This is a genomic window from Qipengyuania sp. GPGPB31 (assembly GCF_038396345.1).
GTDB classification, from domain to species: Bacteria; Pseudomonadota; Alphaproteobacteria; order Sphingomonadales; family Sphingomonadaceae; genus Qipengyuania; species Qipengyuania citrea.
In genome coordinates, this window is sequence record NZ_CP149572.1 from 1,316,973 (window position 1) to 1,334,599 (window position 17,627).

Genomic DNA, 17,627 nt, shown 5'->3' on the forward strand with positions numbered 1-17,627 from the left:
CGGGGTCCCGCTACGTTTCCGAGCTCCGACCAAAAAGCAAGAAAGCGGGACCCCGGCTCGTAGGCCGGGGCGACGATCAATTGATCGCTCTGCCTTGACCACCCGGCGCATCTCTATTCAACCCTTACATATGGATAGCGGACCATTCGGCGGCTGGGTCTACATAATGACGGACCGCTACCGGGGCACGCTGTATGTCGGGGTCACCTCGGACATCGCCACTCGAGTGTCGCAGCACCGCGAAGACATCGGATCGGACTTCTGCAAGCGCTACGGGCTGCACCGCCTCGTCTGGGCAGAGCGCTTCGATACCATCGACGAAGCCATAACCTTCGAGAAGCGCATCAAGCGGTGGCGCCGCCAGTGGAAATTCGAGTTGATCGAAAAGACCAATCCTGAATGGGAGGACCTATTCGAAACGCTGGTCTGATGCGCCGGCTGATCCACTGCCCTCCAACCGCCGTCGCCCCGGACTTGATCCGGGGTCCCGCTCCATGCAGACATCGCGCCCGCCCGCAAGAAAGCGGGGTCCCGGAGCGACGAACAGCTGGATTGTTTGCCCACGAGCAGCCGGATCTTCTCGATCTACCCGGGCTGGCAGTTCGAATTCGCCGCCCAGCCGCTTGCCGACCCTGCCCGGAACTTCTCAGTCCTCCACCGCGAGCAGATACAGCTGCCGCGCGGCGTCGATCGGCTTGGCTTCTCCTTCGACTTCGTAGTGCCAGAAGGTCCAGCCGTTGCAGCTGGGCGCGCCTTGCAGTTCCTTGCCGAGGCCGTGGATGCTGCCGGTCTGTTTCTCATGCGCGAGCGAGCCGTCGGCGCGGACGGTCGCGGTCCAGCGGCGTTTCTTGTCGAACACCTTGGTGCCGGGCTTGATGAAGCCGTTTTCGACCAGCGCGCCGAAGGCCACCTTGGGCGCGCTGCGGCCCGCCTGCATCGTGGTGAGCGCGCTTTCATCGAGCGGGAGTTCCTTCTCGATCCGCTTGATCGCGGCGTCACGGTAATTGCCTTCGCGTTCGCAGCCGATCCATTCGCGCCCCAGCCGCTTGGCCACCGCGCCGGTGGTGCCGGTGCCGAAGAAGGGATCGAGCACCACGTCGCCGCGCTCGGTGGTGGAGAGCAGCACGCGGTAGAGCAGGCTTTCGGGCTTCTGCGTCGGGTGGACCTTGTGGCCGCCCTCCTTCAGCCGTTCGGCGCCGTTGCAGATCGGCAGCACCCAGTCGCTGCGCATCTGCAATTCGTCGTTCAGCGTCTTCATCGCGCGGTAGTTGAAGTGGTACTTGGCCTTCTCGCCCTGGCTGCACCACAGCAGCGTTTCATGCGCATTGGTGAAGCGCGTGCCGCGGAAATTGGGCATCGGGTTGGACTTGCGCCAGACGATGTCGTTGAGGATCCAGAAGCCCAGGTCCTGCAGGATCGCGCCCACGCGGTAGATGTTGTGATAGCTGCCGATCACCCACAGCCCGCCATCGGGCTTGAGCACGCGCTTGGCCTCGGTCAGCCATTCGCGGGTGAAATCGTCGTAGATCTTGAAACTGTCGAACTGGTCCCAGTGATCGGTCACCGCATCGACATGGCTGCCGTCGGGCCGGTTGAGATCGCCCCCGAGTTGAAGGTTGTAGGGCGGGTCGGCGAAGACGAGGTCCACGCTCGCATCGGGAAGCCGGCGCATGGCGGCCACGCAATCGCCATCGAGGATCTGCCCCAGCGGGAGCAGTTCCTTCGGCGTTTGCGCCGGTTTTACAGCCGCTTTGACGCGACTCTTCGTGGTCTCGATGACCCCCATGATATGCTTCCCTGTCCTGACTTATCCACAGGGTGAGTCCAAACGGAGTCGCGGTCAAGCGCCAAATTGGACGGCGCGAAGCGGGTTCGCCGGCTTTGCAGAAAGAACAGAAGGTGCCCGTCACAAGATATTGAGTCCCCGTGGATTCGCAGGACTCTAGATGGTGCGGTGTGGCGCGCAGGACTCAATCGGGCAGCGGATTAAATGATTAGGGAATGCCGCACATGTCTGCTACAAGGATGCCGCTGACGTCGAAATTTGCGACGGACTTCGGATTTTGACGACCGCCGCTTGCCTTCAGTGGCCCCGGCGCAAACCAGACGACGACTTCCTTTCATCGGACGATTTGACGCACGACCGCACCGCATGTCGCGGCGCGGCAACCTCTCGCGTTCTCGAAAGGAACCATCATGAGCAAGACCGGAACCGTAAAGTTCTTCAACACCGACAAGGGCTATGGCTTCATCCAGCCCGACGACGGTTCGGACGACAGCTTCGTCCACATCAGCGCCGTCCAGGCCGCCGGCATGCACTCGCTCGATAAAGAGCAGCGCCTCAACTACGAAGTTGAAACCGGCCGCAATGGCAAGGCCAGCGCCGTGAATCTCTCGGCTGCCGACTGATTCCATTCCGGTTCGCGCGCCGCCGGCCCCACAACGGGCCGCGGCGCGCGCACCACCTTACGCCCCCTTCCCGCCGCACCCCCTCCGGAGACGCCAATGGCCAGCCAGACTTACGAATTCTATGCCGCGCGTGCGGCAGAGGCTGCCTCCGATGCGGAGGCGGCGACGCTGAGCAATGTGCGCGACCGTGCGCTGCGCTCGGAAGCGACCTGGCAGGCGCTTGCCGACCAGGCCCGCGCAGTGGCCGAACAGCGCCGCAAGATTGCCGCGACCAAGGCCGCCGAAGCAGAAGCCGAAGCGAGCGCCTAGGCCGCCGAGGCCGCGCTTTCCGCAAACAGATCGACTTGCGCCACCGGCGCAAAACTGCGCCGATGCAGCGGCGTGGGTCCGCGCGTGCGCAGCGCTTCGAGATGCTCCGCCGTGCCGTAGCCGGCATTGCGTTCCCACCCGTAATGCGGGTGCTGCCGCGCCGCTTCGCGCATCAGCCGGTCGCGATATTCCTTGGCCAGGATGCTGGCCGCCCCGATGCAGCGTTCCTTCCCGTCGCCGCCGACGATCGGCCGGGCCTGCGCCCAGCGCCATGCGGGGTTGCGGCCGTGCGGGGTCATGTTCCCATCGATCAGCACCGCATCGGGTTCGCACGCCAGCGCATCGACCAGCCGCGTCACCGCCAGCGTCATTGCCTGCATGGTCGCGTGGAAGATGTTGAGCCGGTCGATTTCCGCCGGTTCCACCACGGCCAGCCCCCATGCGCAGCGCGCGCGGATCTGCGGTTCCAGCGCGCCGCGGCGCTTGGCCGACAGTTTCTTGGAATCGTCCAGCCCGCCCGGACATGGCTTGCACAGCACGACCGCGGCTGCGACAACGGGGCCTGCCAGCGGGCCGCGCCCGGCCTCGTCGACGCCCACCACCAACGGCGCGGCACCAAGTCCATTCTGGGGAGTTGCACTGAACATGAAACGGACCTCTATCCCAAAACCTTTCTGGGCCCTCACCCTATCGCCCCTGCTGCTTGCCGCAAGTTGCGGCTACGCCGGATCAGGGGATAGCCCGCCTGCGCAGGGCGCTGCCGCGGGCGACCCGGCGGGCGCATGGGACGGCGATTTCGCGATTGCCGAGCATGGCAGCTTCTCCGAACCCTGGGCCTCGGCCTTCATTCCCGGCACGTCGATGCTGTTCATCACCGAGAAGCCGGGAACGGCCAAGGTCTACGATACGGCGCAGGACCGGCTGATGACTGTCAGCGGCCTGCCGCAAGTCGACTATGGCGGCCAGGGCGGTCTGGGCGAGGTCGCCTTCCTGCCCGGCGAAAGCGCGAATGCCGTCGGCACGCGCACGATCTACCTGACCTGGGCGGAAGCCGGCGAAGGCGATACGCGCGGCGCGGCGCTCGGGCGCGGCACACTGTCCTGCCCGCTGGCCGACAGCTGCCGGATCGACGATCTCGCCGTGATCTGGCGCCAGACCCCCAAGGTGACCGGGCGCGGGCATTATTCGCACCGCATCGCCTTCAGCCCCGATGGGCAGCACATCTTCCTTGCCAGCGGCGACCGCCAGAAGATGGAACCCGCGCAGGACCGGCAGAGCCATCTGGGCAAGATCGTCCGGCTCGAGCTCGACGGGACACCCGCGGGCGACGGCGCGATCGACGGGGCGCTGGACGATGTCTGGTCGATGGGCCACCGCAACATCCTGGGCATGGATTTCGACGCGCAGGGCCGATTGTGGGAAATCGAACACGGCCCCAAGGGCGGCGACGAGCTCAACGTGGTCCGCAAGGGCGCCAATTACGGCTGGCCGCAGCGGTCGAACGGCGTCCATTACGACGGCGATCCGATCACCGACCATTCGGCGGATGACGGCTTTGCCAAGCCCGCGGTCAACTGGACCCCGGTGATCGCGCCCGGCAACATGGTCTTCTATTCGGGCACGCTGTTCGACGGACTGGCCGGGGACCTGCTGATCGCCGGGCTCAAGAGCGAGGCGATCGTCCGCGTGGCGACCGATGGCGACAGCGCCCGCGAAGTGGCGCGTTACGACATGGGTGAACGCATCCGCCAGATCGTCGAAGGACCCGATGGCGCGTTGTGGGTGCTCGAGGATGGCGACGGCGGCCGACTGCTCGAACTTCGCCCCGGCTAAGGCGAATTATATCGACTTGGCCGGCCAGCGCCCCTAATCGGCGCGCCCCATGGCGACGCTCGTCCCCCTTGCCGCGATCGATCCCGCGCTGGTCGACCAATTGCTCGACACCGCTTTCGGTGAGGGCCGCCATGCGCGTACCGCCTATCGCATCCGCGAAGGCGCCGACTGGCTCGAGGCGCTGAGCTTCGCCGCGCTCGACGACGAGGATTACCTCGTCGGCACCATCCAGCTGTGGCCGGTGGCGCTGACCGACCCCAAGGGGCGCGCGCACCCGCTGATCATGGTCGGCCCCGTCGCGGTCATGCCCGGCCGGCAGGGCGAAGGCTTCGGTAAGGCGCTGATGGCCGCCAGCCTCGGCGCGATCGACGCGGGGTTCGAAGAGGGCGCGGCCCCGTTGCCGCAGGTGATGATCGGCGATCCCGACTATTACGACCGCTGGGGCTTCATCGCCGACCATACGCAGGGCTGGCACTGCCCCGGCCCGTACGAGAAACACCGCCTGCTGGCGCGCTCGGGCAATCCGGCGATCCTGCCCGATGAAGGCATGCTGGGGCCGTGGCCTTCCTGATGCGGCCATGAAGCGCACCCGCGCTTCCCTCGGCTGCGCAGCGTCTGACGCAGTCAGCCGCGAACAGACGCCATCTTTGCGCCGTCATCTCTGCGCAGGCAGGGATCCAGATAGCCGCCCCGGATGAGCTGACATGAAGCCCTCTGGGCTCCTGCCTGCGCGGGGGCGACGGGGTATTGAGTGAGCGGGAGTGTTCTGCCATCGCTCGTACCGTGCCCTACACCCCGCCCCCCGAACTCGCCCGAATGTCGCTCGCGCAGATCGCGCAGGCGGTGGCCGATCGCAAATTGCCCCCGGTCGAGGAATGGTCGCCCGAAGCGGCCGACGACAGCCACATGCGGATCGCCGCGGACGGCACCTGGTATCACGATGGTTCGCCGATCAAACGCCCCGCCATGGTCCGCGCCTTCGCCGGCCTGCTCAACCGCGAAGAGGATGGCGGCTACTGGCTCGTGGTCCCTTACCAGAAGCTCTCGATCGAGGTGGAGGATGCCTGCTTCATCGCCACCGATGTCAGCCAGGCGGAAGGCGATCTGGCCTTCCGGCTCAACACCGACGAACTGGTGGTCGCGGGCCCCGACAACCGCATCCGCGCATCGGGCGATCCCGACAGCCCCGCGCTGTACCTGCATGTCCGCCGCGGCTGCGAGGCGCGGCTCAACCGCTCGACCTATGAACAGCTGGCCCGTATCGCGCTGGAGCGCGGTGACGACTGGACAGTGACCAGCGGCGGCGAAACCTTCTCGCTCCGACCCGCATGAGCGCGATCTTCGACCGGCTGACCCGGCTGTTCGAATACGGCCACACGCGCGACCTTGATGACCTGCTGACCGATAGCCGCTTTGCCGATGCCGATCGCACCGCGGATGCCGCGGTGCTGATCGCGGTGACCGAACAGCCCCGCCCCACCGTCCTGCTGACCCAGCGCCCGCGCACCATGCGCGACCACCCCGGGCAGGTCGCCTTTCCCGGCGGCAAGCTGGACCACGGCGAAACGGCGGTCGAGGCCGCGCTGCGAGAGGCGTGGGAAGAACTGGCGATCGCACCCGAACAGGTGCGTTTGATCGGGACCACCGACCGTTACCAGACCGGCACGGGCTTCGATATCACCCCGGTGCTGGCCACGGTGCCGCACGACCTGCCCATCCGCCCCGACCCGCGCGAGGTCGAAAGCTGGTTCGAATGCCCGCTCGACAAGCTGATGGACGCGCAGCTGTGGCAGCGCAATTCGGTGTTCTGGCAGGGCGCGCAGCGCGACTATCTGGAAATGGACCATGACGGCTACCGGATCTGGGGCGTCACCGCGGCGATCTGCTGGAACCTGTCGCGCCGCGTGGCCTGGTTCGATTGAGCGCCTGCCTCCCGCGTCGCGCCGCGCGCTTGTGGCCGCGCCGTGCATGACCTAATCGGCGCGCACACCACGCCGCGAGCCGGCCAGCCTCGAACGGATACGTAAGTGACCACCACGCACCTGCCCCAAGCCGAATGGACCCGGCGCGACAGCCTCGCCCGGCTGGTGGCGGCGCTGGGCGCGGAGGATATCCGCTGGGTGGGCGGCTGCGTGCGCGATACGCTGCTGGGCCACGCCAGCAACGATATCGATGCCGCGACGCGCCACTTGCCCGCCGCCGTGATCGACCGCTGCAAGGCTGCCGGCATCCGCACGATCCCGACCGGGATCGACCACGGCACGGTGACCGCCATGTTCGATGACGGCAATGTCGAGATCACCACGCTGAGGCGCGATGTCGAGACCGATGGCCGGCGCGCGACGATCGCCTTCAGCGAGGAATGGAAGGATGATGCCGCAAGACGCGACTTCACCATCAATGCGCTCTACGCGCATCCCGCAACGCTGGCGATCGACGACTATTTCGGCGGGCTGGGCGATCTGGCTGCACGCCGCGTGCGCTTTATCGGCGATGCCGAAACCCGCATTCGCGAGGACCACCTGCGGATCCTGCGCTATTTCCGCTTCGCCACACGCTTCGGCGACGACTGGGACGCCGAAGCCAGTGCCGCCTGTGCCGCGCTCGCCCCGACGCTGAAGGGGCTGAGCCGCGAACGCGTAGGGTGGGAGCTGCAGAACCTGCTGGCGCTGCCCGACCCGGCACCCACTGCGGCGCGCATGCGCGAACTGGGTGTCCTGCCCGAAGTGCTCCCCGAATGCGGCACGCGCGAGATCGACCAGCTCGGCCGGCTGATCGCAGCCGAAGATAGCGCTGGCATCCCGGCCGACCCGATGCGCCGCCTCGCCGCGCTGCTGCCGCCGATCGTTCCCGTCGCCGAAGCCGTTGCCGCCCGACTGCGCCTGTCGCGCAAGCAGCGCGACCGGCTGGTCTGCGTCGCTCGTCGCAGCGCGCAGGATGGCGCACATCCGCGCGGCCTCGCCTACCGCGTGGGCGCCGACTGCGCGCTCGACCGGCTGCTGATAACGGGCGCCGATCCGGCACCCATGCTTGGCTGGCAGGCGCCCGCCTTCCCGCTCAAGGGCGGCGAGATCGTCGCGCGCGGGGTCGCCAAGGGCCCCGAGGTCGCGCGGATCCTGCAGGAGGTCGAGGCGCTGTGGGTGGAAGAACGCTTCCCGCCGCGCGCGCGGGTGGAAGAGCTGCTCGACCGGGCACTGGCGGGCAGCTGAACGCGGGCCCCGCGGCGACTTCAGCCTGGCTTAAGGTGCATTGCAGCATAAGGGCCACGCGGTTGCAAAAAAAGCCGACCGTGAAATAGAGTCCCGGTTCCCCAGCGGGGAATTACCGATGGCGCAGGACCCCGTTCTCGCCAGCTCTTTCCAGTTTGATCGGTTCGATCGCGCGTCTCGCGTGTGGGAGAACCGCGTAATCCACAAAACAAGCCTTGGAGTTGCAGTATGAAAATCGCGAAGCTGGCCCTTGCCGCTGCCGCCCTCACCACCACCGCCGCGGTCGCCCCCGGCGTGGCCGTCGCCCAGGAAGCTGCAGCCAGCGTCGCTGCCGGCACCACCGTTTACGGCAATGACGGCGCAGAAATCGGCACGGTCGAAACCGTGGACGGCGAAACCGCCATCCTTGTGGTCGACGGCATGAAGGCCCCGGTTCCCGCTGCCGCTTTCGGCACCGGTGAAAACGGCGCGACGCTGAACGCCACCAAGGCGCAGATCGTCGGCATGCTGCAGGCTGCGCAGCAGGAAGCCATGGCCAAGCGCGACGCCGCGCTGGTTGTCGGCGCCGAAGCCGTGACTGCCAAGAACGCCCCGCTCGGCACCGTGCTCGAGATCGAAGGCGACAATGTCATCATCGCCCGCGGCGGTGACGAAGCCAACAAGATCACGCTGCTGCGCGAACATTTCGCTGCGGCCCCCGACGGCAGCCTGATGGCGCTGCTGACCAACGAACAGATCGATGCCGCCATGGCCGCATCGGCTCCGGCTGCCGAAAGCACCGGCGAATAATTCCGTAGCCCTTTACCGGGTCGCAACAAGGCCGGGGACGAGCGATCGTCTCCGGCTTTTTGTTGGATAGGTCTGTTCTGCGTGCGCTAGCGGCGTGCGCCGCCAGCTTGCGGCACTCGACCAACCTCAATCGAACGTATTGTCCCGCGGGAAGCCTTGCGGCGGCATCCGCCCCGCCCCGCCGCGCGCGACCTTCCACTGCCACATCTCGCCTTCGGTGCGGGTGCGGCCTTCCTTGCCGCCCATCGTCCAGCTCAGCCCTTCGTCGAGCGTGAAGGTGATCGCGTCGGACAAGCCGCCATCGCGGTACCGTTGCAGCGTCACGCCCTGCCCGCGCGACAATTGCGGCAGCTCCTCGAGATTGAAGACCACCAGCTTGCGATTGTCGCCGACCACGGCGACGTGATCGTGCGCCGCGTCGATCACCCGCGCCACCGCCAGCCGGGCATCGCCCTTCAGATTGACCACTTGCCGGCCCTTGCGGGTTTCCGCCAGCAGGTCGTCGGTCGTCGCGCCGAAGCCCTTGCCGGTATCGGCGGCCAACAGCAGCCGCTGGCCGGGCCGGTGGACGATCACCGCGACGATCTGGGCGCTGGCATCGATATCCAGCGTGTTGCGCACCGGTTCGCCGAAACCGCGCGCGCCGGGCAGCTTGTCCGCCCCCAGCGTGAAGAACCGGCCCTTGTCGGTCGCCAGCAGCAGCTTGTCGGTGGTCTGCGCGTGCAGCACATAGCCGGGGCCGTCGCCTTCCTTGTACTTGAATTCCTGGTCCAGCGGCAGGTGCCCCTTGGCGCCGCGCACCCAGCCCTTCTGCGACAGGATCACCGTGACCGGTTCCTTCTCGATCATCGCGTCCATGCTGAATTCGACTGCGGGGGCGGCTTCCTCGATCGACGTCCGGCGGCGGCCCAGCGCGGTATCGGGGTCGTATTCCTTGCGCAGGGCGCCCAGCTCGCGCTTCAGCCGCGTACGCTGGCGCGCCGGGCTGGAAAGCAGTTTCTCGAGCCCGTCCTGTTCCTTGAGCAATTCGTCCTTCTCGCCGCGCAGTTCCATCTCCTCCAGCTTGCGCAGGGACCGCAGCCGCATGTTGAGGATGGCTTCCGCCTGCCGGTCGGTGAGGCTGAACTCTTCCATCATCACCGCCTTGGGCTCATCCTCGTAACGGATGATCTCGATCACCCGGTCGAGGTTGAGAAAGGCGGTGATATAGCCTTCGACCAGTTCCAGCCGCCGCGCGATCTGGTCGAGCCGGTGCTGGCTGCGCCGCTGCAGGATGTCGATCTGGCTGCCGATCCAGTTGGTCAGCAGTTCCTTCAGCCCCATCACCATCGGCGTGCGGCTGGCGTCGAGCACGTTGAGGTTGAGCCCGAACCGCGTTTCCATATCGGTCAGCTTATAGAGGCTTTCCTTGAGCAGGTCGGGATCGACATTGCGGCTGCGCGGGACCAGCACGATGCGGATCTGCTCGTCGCTTTCGTCGCGCACATCCTCGAGGATCGGCAGCTTCCTGTCGCCAATCGCAGCGGCGATCTGCTCGATCAGCTTGCCCTTGGGCACCTGGTAGGGGATTTCGCTGATCACCAGCTGCCACTGGCCACCGCCGGTGCGTTCGATACCCGCTTCGCGATCCTCGGCCTTCTCGGCTTCGGCGGCGTGGAAGCGCCCGCGGACGCGGAAGCTGCCGCGCCCGGTTTCATAGGCATTGGCGACTGTAGCCGCGCTTTCGGCGACGATCCCGCCGGTGGCGAAATCGGGCCCCTTGAACAGTTCCATAAGCCGCGCGTGTTCGACATGCGGATTGTCGATCACCTCGAGCGTGGCATCGACGATCTCGGCGACGTTGTGGCTCGGGATATTGGTCGCCATGCCCACTGCAATGCCGCTGGCGCCATTGGCCAGCAGGTTGGGGAACAGGCCGGGCATGATCTCCGGCTCTTCTTCCTCGTTGTTGTAGGTCGGGATGAAATCGACCGTGCCCGCGTCGAGGCCTTCCATCAGCCGCATCGCGGTCTTCGTCAGGCGCGCTTCGGTATAGCGGTAGGCAGCGGCGTTATCGCCGTCGATATTGCCGAAATTGCCCTGCCCTTCGACCAGCGGATACCGCAGCGAGAAATCCTGCGCGAGGCGGACCATCGCGTCATAGGCCGCGGTGTCGCCATGCGGGTGGTACTTGCCGATCACCTCGCCCACCACGCGGGCCGATTTCTTGAAGCCGCTGGAAGGATCGAGCTTGAGCTGGCGCATGGTCCACAGCAGCCGGCGGTGGACCGGCTTCAGCCCGTCGCGCAGGTCGGGCAGCGACCGGGCAGTGATGGTGGAGAGCGCATAGACGAGATAGCGTTCCGAAAGCGCACTGTCGAAGGGCGCATCGACGATCGCGTCGAAGGGGTCTTTCTCGCTGTCGAGAGTGGTGTCGTTGGCGGCCATGCGATCTGCCCTATCACCGCCACGGCCCGCCTAGAAGCACGGAACGGTGCGCTTTCCCCACGCGTTGCATGGGCAACACCAAATCACGGAGTTTACCTATGACAAAGCGCGTAATGATCCTCGCCACCGATGGCTTCGAACAGTCGGAACTGATGAAGCCGAAAGCCAATCTCGAGAAGGCCGGTATCGAAACCGAGGTCGTCAGCCTCGAGGAAGGTTCGATCCGCGGCTGGGACGACAAGGACTGGGGCGAAAGCGTCGCGGTCGACAAGACGGTCGACAATGTCGCCAATTGCGAAGGCTATGACGCGCTGTTGCTCCCCGGTGGCCAGATCAACCCCGACATCCTGCGGATGAACGAACGCGCCGTGGCAATCGTGCGCGAGTTCGCGATGGCCGACAAGCCGATCGCCGCGATCTGCCATGCGCCTTGGCTGCTGGCCGAAGCCGATGTCGTGAAGGGCAAGACCGTCACCAGTTGGCCTTCGATCCGCACCGACCTCACGAATGCCGGTGCCAATGTGGTCGACCAGGAAGTTGCGCAGGACGGCAAGATCATCACCAGCCGCAACCCCGGCGACATTCCCGCCTTCAGCAAGGCACTGATCGAGATGCTGGGCGAAAGCGTCGCCGATGGGCAGCTGGAAGCCGCCTAAACCCATCCGATATCAACAGCATGGCCCCGCTGCGTTCGCGCAGCGGGGTTTTGTTTGCCGGGACCGATCGCGCGCGTGATGCATTGGGGCCGCATGGGGAAACATCACATCAGCTTCACTCGCGCCCTCGTCATGCTGATCTGCGCGCTGTTTGCCGTCCAGGCCGCCGCGCAGTCGGGCCGCACGGTCGCATCCGATTCCGAACCCTTCGTCTATCAGGTCGAGCAGCTGCAGAACGCGGCCGGGTCCGCACAGACCCCGCTTGATCTCGATACGCCGATGGGGCTGATGGAAAGCTTCATGCGCGCGGGCGAGAAGGAAGACTGGGCCCGCGCGGGCGCCGCGCTGGACCTGGCCAATGTCGACCCGGCAGAGCGGCAGCCCGAACAGCTGACCGCGCAGCTTTACGACCTGATGCACCGCTCGGTCGCGTTCGACTGGGCCACCCTGCCCGACCGCCCCGATGCAGTCGACACCACCACGACTTCGAAGGACCCGATGTCCGGGGTCGCGCGGCGTTCGCTCACCATCGGCCAGCTGGAACTGTCCAACCGCACGGTCCCGATCCGGCTGGCGCGGGTGCAGGCCCCGGGCGGCGAACCGGTGTGGGTGTTCAGCCGCCAGACGGTGGAGAATGTTCCCGCGCTCTATGCGGTCTACGGCCCCAGCAAGTTCGAGAAGAGCCTGCCGCCGGCGCTGCGCGAGCAGGCGTTCTGGACGCTCGCTTGGTGGGAAGTGATTGCGCTGCCGCTGATCCTGTTCGCGGGCGCGCTGGCGGCTGCGCTGACCTATCTCGCGATCAGCCGGCTGCGCCGCCGGCAGGACGAGGATTCCAAGCTTTACGGCGTGCTCCAGGCGATCCACCTGCCCGCGACCCTGCTGGCCTTCGCGGGGACTTTCGCGCTCGTCCGCCTGTCTTTCTTCCGCCTGTCGGGGCCGGTGAAGGACCTGCTCGACCCGCTTCAGTTGGTGCTGATCATTGCCGCGATCATCGGGATCGCGCTGTCAGTAATCGAAGCGCTGTTCGATTTCGCCACTTCGCAGCGTACCGACGAACTCGAAGCGCCGGACAACAACGCCGATCGCAATTTCTACACCAAGATGAGCGCGATCCGCCGCATCATCACGGTGATGATTCTGCTGGCCGGCATCGGCTTCCTGCTCGTCGCGAGCAATCTGTCGAGCACGCTGGGCTTTTCCATCATGGCATCGGCGGGCATCCTGGGCCTCGTGCTGGCCTTTGCCGCGCGCAAGGTGCTGGGCGACATCATGGCCAGCGTCCAGATCGCCTTTGCCCAGACCGCCCGCATCGGCGATGCAATCCGTTATGACGGGCAATGGTGCTATGTCGAGAAGATCGGTTTCACCCACCTGCGCCTGCGCACCTGGGACGAACGCCGCCTGATCGCACCGGTCAGCGATTTCACCAATGACAGCTTTGAAAACTGGACCAAGGAAGACGCCAGCCTGATGATGCATGTCGAACTCGAACTCGACAACCGGGCCGATGTCGACGCCTTGCGCGAGCCGTTCCGCGACTTCGTGGAGAATGACGAGGACGTGATCGATCCAGGCGATTCCCAGTGCGAAGTCGTGGCGCAGAATGCGCGCGCAATGACGGTGCGCTTCATGGCCCGCGCGGCCGATCCGAAGTGCGGCTGGGCGATGCACTGCCGCCTGCGCGAACGGATGCTGCAGGTGGCCTCCGAACTCGATGCAGGGGCGGACCGCGAACCGGCCCCCGCCTATTTCCCGCGCGAACGCGAAGTGCGGATGGACCTGACGCGCGCAGACGAAGCGCAGGGCTAGAACCCCCTGTACAAGGAGGCGCAGGCCCAAGCGCGCGCTTGGGTCAGCGGCTCATGTCGTAGCTTTCGGCAGGCAACCGCACTTTCAGACCGTCGAGATCGGGCGCGAGATCGATCTGGCAAGACAGCCTGCTCGTCCGCGCAACGCCCGCGGCCAGGTCGAGCATGTCCTCTTCTTCCTCGCTGGCCGCGTCCAGCCGCGCGAACCATTCGTCCGCGACGATCACATGGCAGGTCGAACAGGCCATCTGGCCTTCGCAGGTCCCTTCCAGCGGCAGGCCTGCCGCCTGCGCGACGCGCAACAGATTGTCGCCCGGCTGCGCCTCGGCTGTCACCGTTTCGCCGCGGGCGGTTTCGAACTCGACCTTCACAGTCCCTGCTCCTTTGCCGCGGCGTTGATCTTGCCGGCCGCTTCCTCGATCTCTTCCATGGTGGTGTAGCGCCCGAAGCCGAGCCGGATCGACGATTTGGCCTGCGCCTTCGAACAGCCGATCGCCTCGAGCACATGGCTGGTGCGGCCCGATCCGCTGGCACAGGCGGACCCGGCGGAAAACATCACGTCGCGCACGTCGCTCATCAGCCGGTTCACATCGAGCCCGTCGCGGCGGATGTTGAGATTGCCGTGCCAGCGCGCGTCCTCGCTGCCGTTGAACTCCCAGCCGTCGAACAGTTCGCACGCGCGGTGCCACAGCGCCTCGACATGGTCGGCATCCTGCGCCATCCGGTCGCGCGCCTCGGCGGCGGCAGCGCCCATACCGGCGACCAGCGCGGGGGACACCGTGCCCGAACGCAGCCCGAATTCCTGACCGCCCCCGGTCTGGACTTCGTGCAGGTCGACCCCGTCGCGCACCCACAGCGCGCCGACCCCCTTGGGGCCGTGGAACTTGTGCGCCGAAACCGCGATCATGTCGGCGCCGGTCACTTCGATCTTGCCATAGGCCTGCACCGCATCACAGAAATACAGCGCGTTGTTCTCCTTCGCCTTGCGGTGCCATTCGACCGTTGGCTGGATGGTCCCGATCTCGTTGTTGACCTGCATCAGGCAGACCAGCCGCGTATCTGCGGGCAGGTCCTGCCGGGTGTTGCACTGCCCGTCCCTGGCGACATTGAGGACATGGCAGGGCCCGGCATCGCGCGCGGTGTCGAGCACCGCGGCGTGTTCGATCGCCGAAACCGAGACGGTGCCTTGCGTTCCGCTGCCACGGATTGCCAGGTTGATCGCCTCGGTCGCGCCGCTGGTGAAGATCACCTTCCCGCCCGCGGGGAACAGCGCGGCAACCTGGTCGCGGGCCATTTCGACCGCGGCCTTGGCCTGCCGTCCCATGCGATGCGGGCTGTGCGGATTGCCGAAACCGGTCCCGCCCGGCCCGTCCAGCCAGCGCATCATCGCGTCGCGCGCTTCGGGCGCAAGCGGGGTGGTGGCCTGGTAATCGAGGTAGATCATTGCGGTCTCATACAGTGATTGCGGACAAAGCGAAGCGAGCCCGGATGTCCTTGCGCAGGCCCCGCCGGGCCGACGTTTCGCTGCAAGGACGGCCCGGGCTAGGCATCCGCCAGTTCAAGCCAGACCGCGCAAAAGCGTTCCACCTCGGCGCGGGTGGTGCTCCAGCCGAAGGACACGCGGATGGTGTTGGCGGCGATGGCCGGATCGAGCGCCATCGCCTCGAGCACGCGGCTGGTCTTCATCGTCCCGCTCGAACAGGCCGATCCCTGGCTGATCGCGATGCCTGCCATGTCGAACCGCATGACCTGCGCAGTGGCGCTCATCGCGGGCATGGCAATCGCGCGGATGTAGCGGGTCGGATCCGCCAGCCGATCGGACAGCCATGTCCCGCCGATGCGGCGGCATTCTCCGGCCAGCGCATCGAGCGGTTCGAGCACATCGGGTGCGAGATAGCCATCGGCGCAGGCTTCGAGCGCTGCAGCCATGCCCAGCGAGGCAGGCATGTTCTCGGTCCCGCGCCGGTAGCCGCGTTCCTGCCCGCCCAAGGGTTCGAGCATGGCATAATCCTTCACCAGCAGTGCCCCGCTGCCGATCGGCCCGCCGAACTTGTGCGCCGAGACGATCGCCATGTCGCACGGCGGCAGATCGAACTTGCCCGCGCTTTGCGCGCAATCGACCAGCAGCAAACCGCCCTCGCCATGGGTGATCGCGGCGATGGCAGCCAGGTCCTGACGGTTGCCGGTTTCCGAATTGACGTGCTGGACCGCCACCAGCGGTCGTTCGCGCCACACCGCTTCGGCGAGGTTTTCGTGGTCGACCGCGCCGTTGCCCAGGACGGGCAATTGCTCCGCCTGCGGTGCGGCTTGGAGGATGCAATCGTGTTCGACCGTGTTGACGAGCCGCGCGCCCGCCTTGGCATGGCCCAGCGCCAGCGCTGCCGCCTCGCTTGCGCCCGAAGTGAAGATGACCTCGCCGTCCCAGCCCAGCGCCTTCTTCACGCGCTCGCGCGCATCTTCCAGCAAGCGGCGTGCCTTGCGCCCTTCGGCGTGCGGGCTCGAGGGATTGGCCCAGTGCGCCAGCCCCTCCTCCATCGCTGCATGCGCCGCGGGGTGCAGCGGGGTGGTGGCGGCGTGATCGAGATAGATGCGGTTCGCGATGGTACGTGCTCGAAATGATTGCGATTTGATGGACAAACCCTATATAGCGCGCGACCTCGCGCAAAGCCTTATCCGGCGCAAGCGCTTCGACATTTGCTTAGGGTACACCTCCCATGCCGACCGTGATCTTTCCCGGCCCCGAAGGCCGCCTCGAAGGCCGTTTCTCTCCCGCCCCGCGCCCGCGCGCGCCGGTGGCGATGATCCTGCACCCGCACCCGCAGGGCGGCGGGACGATGAACGAACAGATCACGCAGCGTCTGTACAAGACCTTCGTCAACCGCGGCTTCGCCACGCTGCGTTTCAACTTTCGCGGCGTCGGGCGCAGCCAGGGCAGCTTCGACAATGGCGTGGGCGAACTGTCCGACGCGGCAAGCGCGCTCGACTGGGTCCAGCAGGTTCACCCCGAAGCACAGGTCACCTGGGTTGCCGGGGTCAGCTTCGGCGCGCTGATCGGCATGCAACTGCTGATGCGGCGCCCCGAAATTCGCGGCTGGCTGTCGATCGGCGCACCGGCGAGCATGTACGACTTCTCCTTCCTCGCGCCCTGCCCCGCGAGCGGCATCTTCGTTCACGGCGCGCAGGACACGGTCGTGCAGCCGCAGGCGGTCACCAAGCTGGTCGAGAAACTGCGCACGCAGAAGCACATCACCGTGCATCACGAAGAAATCCCGCGCGCAAACCACTTCTTCGAAAACGAGCAGGAAGAGTTGATGAAGTCGGTCGACAACTACCTCGACTTCCGCCTCGATCCGAGCTGCCCGATCAAGTGATCCCGGCGGCCTCGAGACGGGCCGCACCCTGCCTTCGAAACGGCTAAGGTTGCGTAATGCAACGCGAAACCGCTTGGCGCACGGCCGTTATGTTGTAACATTCTCTTCATGAGAAGGCGGTCAAGCCTTCCGCAATGGAAGAGGAGCAACATCATGTCCTATGTCGACCACAGCCACCGGCCCTCGCCTGCCAGCATGGCCGCGGTGATCGGGGTTCATGCCGCGATCGGCGCGATCCTCGTCGCGGGACTGACGGTTACCGGCACGGTGCCCGATATCGTCACCAGGATCGGGGCGACCAACATTCCGGTCGCGCCGCCGCCCCCGAAACCGCCCGAGCCGGCCGCACCCAGGCCCGCGCAGCAGAACGATACCGTGATCCATGCGCCCAAGCCCGCGCGCGATCTGGTGATTGCCGAGCCGCGCTTCCAAACCGCCCCACTGATCATCCCCCCGCTGCCAAGCCCGCGCCAGGGCCTCGGGCTCGACTTGCCCAAACCCGGCGCGGTCCCCGGCTTCGATCCCGTCGCCGCCAAGCCGCGCAACGATCCTGCCGCCTGGCTTTCGTCTGCCGATTATCGCCCCGCATGGATGCGGCGCGAAATGACCGGGCTGGCGCGCTTCAGGCTGGAGATTGCCGCGAACGGGCGCGTGACCGGATGCACCGTGACCGGGTCGACCGGTCATGCGCAACTCGATACGGCGACCTGCCAGTTGGTGGCAAAGCGCGCCCGGTTCGAACCCGCGCGCGGTGCCGGCGGCGAGGCTGTCGCCGGCAGTTACGACGGCGCGGTCCTGTGGCAGCTGCCCGAATAG

Annotated in this window: 19 protein-coding genes; 13 read left to right on the forward strand and 6 right to left on the reverse strand. The window is 66.3% G+C overall.

From position 1 onward, the window contains the following. Nucleotides 1-130 precede the first annotated feature (130 nt). Nucleotides 131-430, forward strand: a complete 300-nt coding sequence (locus tag WKH79_RS06760; protein WP_341860008.1) for a GIY-YIG nuclease family protein — start codon at nt 131-133, stop codon at nt 428-430. A 216-nt stretch (nt 431-646) separates the two neighbouring features. On the opposite strand, the gene WKH79_RS06765 is transcribed toward WKH79_RS06760, so the two are convergent. Beyond that, nucleotides 647-1,786, reverse strand: coding sequence for a site-specific DNA-methyltransferase (locus WKH79_RS06765; RefSeq protein WP_063506243.1), 1,140 nt, complete (start codon nt 1,784-1,786; stop codon nt 647-649). A 410-nt stretch (nt 1,787-2,196) separates the two neighbouring features. Here WKH79_RS06765 and WKH79_RS06770 point away from each other — a divergent pair, with 410 nt between their 5' ends. Together WKH79_RS06770 and WKH79_RS06775 are read left to right on the forward strand one after the other, a co-directional pair. Next, entirely contained in the window at nt 2,197-2,409 is a 213-nt protein-coding gene (locus tag WKH79_RS06770; protein ID WP_050599822.1) for a cold-shock protein, read from the forward strand. A gap of 96 nt (nt 2,410-2,505) precedes the next feature. After that, on the forward strand, nt 2,506-2,718 hold the full coding sequence (locus tag WKH79_RS06775; protein ID WP_050599823.1) for a hypothetical protein: 213 nt from the start codon (nt 2,506-2,508) through the stop codon (nt 2,716-2,718). Here WKH79_RS06775 and WKH79_RS06780 read toward each other — a convergent pair. Next, entirely contained in the window at nt 2,715-3,365 is a 651-nt protein-coding gene (locus tag WKH79_RS06780; RefSeq protein ID WP_160767240.1) for a ribonuclease HII, read from the reverse strand. The two genes, WKH79_RS06775 and WKH79_RS06780, sit on opposite strands and share 4 nt — an antisense overlap. Between WKH79_RS06780 and WKH79_RS06785 the strand changes: the two genes are divergently transcribed. The 6 genes from WKH79_RS06785 (at nt 3,364) to WKH79_RS06810 (ending at nt 8,549) form a co-directional block, all read left to right on the forward strand. Further along, nucleotides 3,364-4,551 carry a PQQ-dependent sugar dehydrogenase gene (locus WKH79_RS06785; RefSeq protein ID WP_341860009.1) on the forward strand — a complete coding sequence of 396 codons (1,188 nt, stop codon included), beginning with the start codon at nt 3,364-3,366 and terminating at the stop codon, nt 4,549-4,551. The two genes, WKH79_RS06780 and WKH79_RS06785, sit on opposite strands and share 2 nt — an antisense overlap. A 49-nt stretch (nt 4,552-4,600) precedes the next feature. Then, a complete protein-coding gene (locus tag WKH79_RS06790) occupies nt 4,601-5,122 on the forward strand; it encodes an N-acetyltransferase (protein ID WP_341860010.1) in 522 nt (173 codons plus the stop codon). A gap of 212 nt (nt 5,123-5,334) precedes the next feature. Next, on the forward strand, nt 5,335-5,883 hold the full coding sequence (locus WKH79_RS06795) for a DUF1285 domain-containing protein (protein WP_341860011.1): 549 nt from the start codon (nt 5,335-5,337) through the stop codon (nt 5,881-5,883). Beyond that, the gene (locus WKH79_RS06800) at nt 5,880-6,473 is read left to right on the forward strand and encodes a CoA pyrophosphatase (RefSeq protein WP_341860012.1); all 594 of its coding nucleotides are present in this window, start codon (nt 5,880-5,882) and stop codon (nt 6,471-6,473) included. The genes WKH79_RS06795 and WKH79_RS06800 overlap by 4 nt, the downstream gene beginning before the upstream one ends. Nucleotides 6,474-6,578: 105 nt before the next feature. Beyond that, nucleotides 6,579-7,760, forward strand: a complete 1,182-nt coding sequence (locus tag WKH79_RS06805; protein ID WP_341860013.1) for a CCA tRNA nucleotidyltransferase — start codon at nt 6,579-6,581, stop codon at nt 7,758-7,760. 228 nt (nt 7,761-7,988) lie between these two features. Further along, entirely contained in the window at nt 7,989-8,549 is a 561-nt protein-coding gene (locus WKH79_RS06810; RefSeq protein ID WP_050599830.1) for a hypothetical protein, read from the forward strand. 126 nt (nt 8,550-8,675) lie between these two features. On the opposite strand, the gene parC is transcribed toward WKH79_RS06810, so the two are convergent. After that, nucleotides 8,676-10,976: a DNA topoisomerase IV subunit A gene (gene parC, locus WKH79_RS06815; RefSeq protein WP_341860014.1), complete on the reverse strand. Its 2,301-nt coding sequence runs from the start codon at nt 10,974-10,976 to the stop codon at nt 8,676-8,678. A gap of 98 nt (nt 10,977-11,074) precedes the next feature. On the opposite strand from parC, the gene WKH79_RS06820 reads away from it, so the two are divergent. Then, the gene (locus tag WKH79_RS06820; protein ID WP_341860015.1) at nt 11,075-11,632 is read left to right on the forward strand and encodes a type 1 glutamine amidotransferase domain-containing protein; all 558 of its coding nucleotides are present in this window, start codon (nt 11,075-11,077) and stop codon (nt 11,630-11,632) included. Between the two features lie 78 nt (nt 11,633-11,710). Then, entirely contained in the window at nt 11,711-13,441 is a 1,731-nt protein-coding gene (locus WKH79_RS06825; protein ID WP_341860016.1) for a mechanosensitive ion channel domain-containing protein, read from the forward strand. Between the two features lie 43 nt (nt 13,442-13,484). Here WKH79_RS06825 and WKH79_RS06830 read toward each other — a convergent pair whose 3' ends face one another. From WKH79_RS06830 to WKH79_RS06840, 3 genes are all read right to left on the reverse strand, one after another. Continuing rightward, nucleotides 13,485-13,811 carry a 2Fe-2S iron-sulfur cluster-binding protein gene (locus WKH79_RS06830; protein ID WP_050599834.1) on the reverse strand — a complete coding sequence of 109 codons (327 nt, stop codon included), beginning with the start codon at nt 13,809-13,811 and terminating at the stop codon, nt 13,485-13,487. Next, a complete protein-coding gene (locus WKH79_RS06835; RefSeq protein WP_341860017.1) occupies nt 13,808-14,884 on the reverse strand; it encodes a cysteine desulfurase family protein in 1,077 nt (358 codons plus the stop codon). Before WKH79_RS06835 ends, WKH79_RS06830 begins: the two co-directional genes overlap by 4 nt. A gap of 98 nt (nt 14,885-14,982) precedes the next feature. Beyond that, complete coding sequence (locus WKH79_RS06840; RefSeq protein ID WP_341860018.1) at nt 14,983-16,077, reverse strand: aminotransferase class V-fold PLP-dependent enzyme; 1,095 nt, start codon at nt 16,075-16,077, stop codon at nt 14,983-14,985. A gap of 77 nt (nt 16,078-16,154) precedes the next feature. Here WKH79_RS06840 and WKH79_RS06845 point away from each other — a divergent pair, with 77 nt between their 5' ends. Both WKH79_RS06845 and WKH79_RS06850 read left to right on the forward strand, forming a co-directional pair. Continuing rightward, a complete protein-coding gene (locus tag WKH79_RS06845; protein ID WP_050599836.1) occupies nt 16,155-16,811 on the forward strand; it encodes an alpha/beta hydrolase in 657 nt (218 codons plus the stop codon). Nucleotides 16,812-16,964: 153 nt separating this feature from the next. Continuing rightward, a complete protein-coding gene (locus WKH79_RS06850; protein ID WP_341860019.1) occupies nt 16,965-17,627 on the forward strand; it encodes a TonB family protein in 663 nt (220 codons plus the stop codon).

Coding starts and splice junctions, on each gene's coding strand:
- WKH79_RS06760 (WP_341860008.1), top strand. CDS start 131: ATGGATAGCGGACCATTCGGCGGCTGGGTCTACATAATGACGGACCGC.
- WKH79_RS06765 (WP_063506243.1), bottom strand. CDS start 1,786: ATGGGGGTCATCGAGACCACGAAGAGTCGCGTCAAAGCGGCTGTAAAA.
- WKH79_RS06770 (WP_050599822.1), top strand. CDS start 2,197: ATGAGCAAGACCGGAACCGTAAAGTTCTTCAACACCGACAAGGGCTAT.
- WKH79_RS06775 (WP_050599823.1), top strand. CDS start 2,506: ATGGCCAGCCAGACTTACGAATTCTATGCCGCGCGTGCGGCAGAGGCT.
- WKH79_RS06785 (WP_341860009.1), top strand. CDS start 3,364: ATGAAACGGACCTCTATCCCAAAACCTTTCTGGGCCCTCACCCTATCG.
- WKH79_RS06780 (WP_160767240.1), bottom strand. CDS start 3,365: ATGTTCAGTGCAACTCCCCAGAATGGACTTGGTGCCGCGCCGTTGGTG.
- WKH79_RS06790 (WP_341860010.1), top strand. CDS start 4,601: ATGGCGACGCTCGTCCCCCTTGCCGCGATCGATCCCGCGCTGGTCGAC.
- WKH79_RS06800 (WP_341860012.1), top strand. CDS start 5,880: ATGAGCGCGATCTTCGACCGGCTGACCCGGCTGTTCGAATACGGCCAC.
- WKH79_RS06810 (WP_050599830.1), top strand. CDS start 7,989: ATGAAAATCGCGAAGCTGGCCCTTGCCGCTGCCGCCCTCACCACCACC.
- parC (WP_341860014.1), bottom strand. CDS start 10,976: ATGGCCGCCAACGACACCACTCTCGACAGCGAGAAAGACCCCTTCGAC.
- WKH79_RS06820 (WP_341860015.1), top strand. CDS start 11,075: ATGACAAAGCGCGTAATGATCCTCGCCACCGATGGCTTCGAACAGTCG.
- WKH79_RS06825 (WP_341860016.1), top strand. CDS start 11,711: ATGCATTGGGGCCGCATGGGGAAACATCACATCAGCTTCACTCGCGCC.
- WKH79_RS06835 (WP_341860017.1), bottom strand. CDS start 14,884: ATGATCTACCTCGATTACCAGGCCACCACCCCGCTTGCGCCCGAAGCG.
- WKH79_RS06845 (WP_050599836.1), top strand. CDS start 16,155: ATGCCGACCGTGATCTTTCCCGGCCCCGAAGGCCGCCTCGAAGGCCGT.
- WKH79_RS06850 (WP_341860019.1), top strand. CDS start 16,965: ATGTCCTATGTCGACCACAGCCACCGGCCCTCGCCTGCCAGCATGGCC.